Annotated in this window: 4 protein-coding genes; all 4 read left to right on the top strand. The window is 73.9% G+C overall.

What is annotated here, in order from left to right:
- Positions 1-204: 204 nt before the first annotated feature.
- On the top strand, positions 205-1,155 hold the full coding sequence (locus ABZ641_RS26305) for an amino acid ABC transporter permease (protein ID WP_344623321.1): 951 nt from the start codon (positions 205-207) through the stop codon (positions 1,153-1,155).
- Positions 1,152-3,155: an FAD/NAD(P)-binding protein gene (locus ABZ641_RS26300; protein WP_359985501.1), complete on the top strand. Its 2,004-nt coding sequence runs from the start codon at positions 1,152-1,154 to the stop codon at positions 3,153-3,155. Before ABZ641_RS26305 ends, ABZ641_RS26300 begins: the two co-directional genes overlap by 4 nt.
- 104 nt (positions 3,156-3,259) lie before the next feature.
- The gene (locus ABZ641_RS26295) at positions 3,260-4,351 is read left to right on the top strand and encodes a vWA domain-containing protein (protein ID WP_344623319.1); all 1,092 of its coding nucleotides are present in this window, start codon (positions 3,260-3,262) and stop codon (positions 4,349-4,351) included.
- 96 nt (positions 4,352-4,447) lie between these two features.
- On the top strand, positions 4,448-4,632 hold a 185-nt coding region (locus ABZ641_RS26290; RefSeq protein WP_359985498.1), incomplete at its 3' end, for a hypothetical protein.

Raw genomic sequence — 4,632 nt, 5'->3', positions numbered from 1 at the left:
AGTGAACCGTGGAGTTCGTCAACCTCCGTCCGGATCCGGGACGACCGGAACGCCCTTGACACCCGCCGTTCGGGCACGCGTACGATCGACCCGAGCGAGGTGCCCAGGAGCCGGCCGAAGTCCCGTCGGCTCCCGCCGTGTTGAGGGACGCGGCGCGCGTGACGGACAAGCAGACCCCTGCCCGCGTCCGCCCCTGGAGCCCCCATGGCCACGTCGCACGACGTCCTGCCCGCCGCCCTCGCCCCACCACCCGCCGACACCGACCTGCCGGTCGTCGCCCGCCGCCGCCCCGGCCGGACGGCCGCCGCCGTGCTCGCCCTGCTCGCCGCCGGACTGCTGCTGAACTCGGCCGCGCACAACCGCGCCTTCCAGTGGGACGTGGTCGGCCAGTACCTCACCTCGACCGCGATCCTGCACGGACTGGTGCTCACCCTCTGGCTGACGGCTGCCGTCACGGCGCTCGGCTTCGCCCTCGGCACCCTGCTCGCGGCCGCCCGGCTGTCCGGCAACCCGGTGCTCGCCGCACTGAGCCGCGGCTACGTCTGGGTCTTCCGTGCCACGCCCGTCCTCGTCCAACTGCTCTTCTGGTTCAACATCGGCGCGCTCTACCCGACGCTCTCGCTCGGCGTCCCGTACGGGCCGGAGCTGCTCAGCGTGAAGACGGTGAACCTGCTCGGCCCGACCGCCACCGCGGTCGTCGGACTCACCCTGCACGAGGCCGCGTTCGCCGCCGAGGTCGTCCGGGCCGGCATCCTCTCCGTCGACCAGGGCCAGCTGGAGGCCGCCCAGTCGCTCGGACTGCGCCCCGCCCGCGTCCTGCGCCGGATCGTCCTGCCGCAGGCGATGCGCTCGATCGTGCCGACCGCCGGCAACATGCTGATCGGCACCCTCAAGGGCACCAGCATCGTCAGCGTGCTCGCCGTGCACGACCTGCTGTTCTCCGCGCAGCTCATCTACAACCAGACCTACCAGGTGATCCCGCTGCTGGTGGTGGCCACCCTCTGGTACATCGCGGTGACCAGCGTGCTCTCCGCCGGCCAGTACTACGTCGAGCGGTACTACGCCCGCGGCGCCGGCCGCGCCGCGCCCCCGCCGACCCCGCTCGCCCGGCTGCGGACGGCACTCGGCACCGTACGGCGGGAGCCGGCCCGGTGAGCGCGCTGGTGATCGTCGGCGCCGGACCCCGCGGCACCGGACTGCTGGAGCGGATCGCCGCCAATGCACCCGAACTCCTGTCCGCGGAACGGCCGTTGCACATCCACCTGGTGGACCCGCACCCGCCCGGCGGCGGCCGGATCTGGCGGCACGAGCAGTCCCCGTTGCTGCGGATGAACTCGATGGCCGAGGACGTCACCATGTTCACCGACGAACGGTCCACCGTCACCGGACCCGTTCGGCCCGGACCGTCCCTCGCCGAGTGGGCCGCCCGCCCCGAGGCCCACCCGCCGTACCGGCCGCCGGCCGACCCGGCCCTCGCCGAGGAACTGCGTACCCTCGCCCCGGCCGACTTCCCGACCCGCCGCGCCCAGAGCGCCTACCTGGACTGGGTGTTCCGGCGCGCCGTGGCCGAGCTGCCCCCGCACGTCACCGTCACCGTGCACCGGGACACCGCGCACGCCGTCACCGGCCCCGCCGACGGCCCGCAGTCCGTCCGGCTCACCGACCGGGTGCTCACCGCCGACCGGGTCGTCCTCGCCCTCGGCCACCTGGACTCGGCACCCGAGCCGCAGCACCGCGCGAACGCCGCCTTCGCCGCCCGGCACGGCCGCTTCCACCTGCCGCCCGCCTACTCCGCCGACGCGGACCTCTCCGCGCTGCGGCCCGGCGAGCACGTCCTGCTGCGCGGCATGGGCCTGGCCGCCGTCGACCTGGTCTCGCTGCTCACCGAGGGGCGCGGCGGCCGCTTCGAGGACGCCGCCGGCGGGCTGCGCTACCTGCCCTCGGGCCGCGAACCGGTGATCCACCTCGGCTCCCGCCGCGGTGTGCCGTACCACTCCAAGACCCACTACCGGCTGCAGGGACCACCCGCCCCGCTGCCGCGCCACTTCGGTGCGGTCGCCGTCGACGCCCTCGCCGCCCGGCCCGGCCCGCTCGAACTGCGCCGCGACGTCTGGCCGCTGATGGCCAAGGAGATCGGCTTCGGCCACTACCACGAGCTGTTCCACGCCCACCCGGAACGCACCGCGCTGCCCTGGCCGGAGTTCCTCGCCGCCTACGACCGGCTCGACTGGTACGGCCCGGAGCGGGAGGCGCTCGTCGCCGCGGCCGTGCCCGACCCGGCCGACCGGCTGGACTTCGAGCACCTGGACCGGCCGCTCACCGGCGTGCGCCTGCCCGACGGCGAATCCCTGCAGCGGCACCTGCGGGCCCACGTCCGCGCCGACGCCGACCGCCGGGCCGACCCCGCGCACAGCGCCGACCTCGGCGCCTTCCTCGCCCTGCTGTCGCTCTACGGACAGCTGCCGAGGCTGCTGGCCTCCGGCCGGCTCACCGCCCGCTCGGTCGCCGAGGACCTCGACGGCTGGTGGACGGGGTTCTTCAGCCACCTCGCCTCCGGGCCGCCCGGCTTCCGACTGCGGCAACTGCTCGCCCTCTCCGAGGCCGGCGTCGTGCGCTTCCTCGGCGCCGACACCGCGGTCGACCGGGACGAGAGCGACGGCACCTTCGTCGCCCACAGCCCCACCGTGCCCGGGCGCCGGGTCCGGGCCACCGCCCTGATCGAGGCCCGCCTGCCGAGGCACTCCGCCGACCGCACCGCCGACCCGGTGCTGCGGGAACTGCTGCGCGCCGGCCGGATCCGCGAGGAGGTGCTCGCCGACGCCGGGCACACCCACCGCTCCGGCCTGATCGAGGTCGCCGCCGACGGCGGCCTGCTGGACCCGGCCCTCGGCGGCGCCCCGCACCCCCGGCGGCTCGCCCTCGGCCCGCACACCAACGCCCGCAGCTACGCGGCCTTCGCGCGGCCGCGGACCGACGCCCCCGCCTTCCGCCAGAACGACACCGCGGCCCGGGCCCTGCTGCGGGCCTTCGCCGTGGACACCGCACCGGACGTGCCGTCGCGGAAATCCCCGAGCGCGCTCCCGTCCGCCCGGTCGGACGACGGGAATGCGTTCGCACACGTTTCGTCGGGGAGTGGGCGGGCCGATCCCACATGACCGCAGGTCAGGAGGGAATGTCAGTGCTCCGCCGTACTGTGGAACCAACGTCGGAGGGGGCGCCGGAAACGGCGCCGGAAGAGCGTTGGAAAAGGGGCGGAACCATGTCTGCGAACAAGATCAAGCACAAGGTCAACCACGTTTCGCTGGTGGTCGACAAGTCCGGCTCGATGCGTCAGCACGAGGCGCAGCTCGTCCGCGTCGTCGACGAGTTCGTGAAGGGCCTCCAGGAGGAGTCCGACCGGCTCGGCCACGAGACCCGGATCAGCCTCTACGCCTTCGACCACGAGGTCGAGAACCTGGTCTGGGACATGGACGTGAAGCACCTGCCGTCCCTGCGGGGCCTCTACGCGGTCGACGGCGGAGCGACGGCGCTGATCGAGGCGGCCGTGAAGTCGGTCGACGACCTGAAGAACATCTGGGAGGGGTACGGCGAGCACTCCTTCCTCCAGGTCGTCGTCACCGACGGCGAGGAGAACGCCTCCGGCTGGTCGGAGACCGGCCGGATGCACACCCGCGTCGGCGGCGACCGCGGCGCCGCCACCCTGCGCACCTGGATGAACCGGATCAAGGGCGCCATGGACGACCTCCCCGACCACTGGACGTCGGCGATCCTCGTCCCCAACTCCCTGGCCAAGCGCACCGCCCAGGAGTACGGCTTCCCGGCGGGCAACATCGCGATCTGGGACGCCGACTCCAGCAAGGGCGTCGAGGAGGCCATCGGCACCGTCAAGTCCGCCGCCACCAGCTTCCTCCGCGGCCGCGAGCAGGGCGTCCGCGGCACCAGGAACCTCTTCGCCATGGGCCAGGACCTGAGCACCGACGAGGTGAAGGCCAACCTCGACGCGCTGGACACCGGCAAGTACATCCTCGTCCCGGTCGACCAGCAGCTGCCGATCCGCGAGTTCGTCACCAGCGCCGGCCACGCCTACACGACCGGCTGCGCCTTCTACGAGCTCTCCAAGCGGGAGAAGATCCAGGGCACCAAGCAGCTCGCCGTGGCGGAGAAGGACCCGGCGACCGGCCGGATGACGGGCAGGGTGTTCTCCGGCCCGGCGGCCCGTCAACTCCTCGGCCTGCCCGCCTCGGAGGCCACCGTCAAGCCGGGCGAGAACCCCTCGTACACCGTCTTCGTCCAGTCGACCTCCGTGAACCGGAAGCTGGTGCCGGGCACCAAGCTGCTCGTCCTCCTCTGACGGGGCGACGGCCACCGCACCGACCCCCACCACGACGACCGCACCCGAGCCCGCACCGGGGCCGGGCGCCCTGCCGCCAGGACGGACCGACCGACCGTGAGCCCCCAGCTGCGCACCGAGAACCCGAGCGCCCTCGCCCTGTCCACCACCGGCCGCGGCCGCACCGCCCCCTGCCGCCTGGCCTGCTGGTTCGACGAGGACGCCCCGCGGCGGCAGACCTACACGATCCGGGCCGACGGCCCCTGGGGGCACGTCGAGGGCGCCGGGTGGGACGGCTTCGG

It is taken from the genome of Kitasatospora sp. NPDC007106 (genome assembly GCF_040634455.1).
GTDB classification, from domain to species: domain Bacteria; phylum Actinomycetota; class Actinomycetes; order Streptomycetales; family Streptomycetaceae; genus Kitasatospora; species Kitasatospora arboriphila.
Note: the sequence above shows the minus strand (reverse complement) of the source record. Positions and strands in the feature narration are given on the sequence as shown.

Excerpts from the sequence above, each read along its gene's own strand:
- ABZ641_RS26305 (WP_344623321.1), top strand. The coding sequence starts at position 205 with ATGGCCACGTCGCACGACGTCCTGCCCGCCGCCCTCGCCCCACCACCC.
- ABZ641_RS26295 (WP_344623319.1), top strand. The coding sequence starts at position 3,260 with ATGTCTGCGAACAAGATCAAGCACAAGGTCAACCACGTTTCGCTGGTG.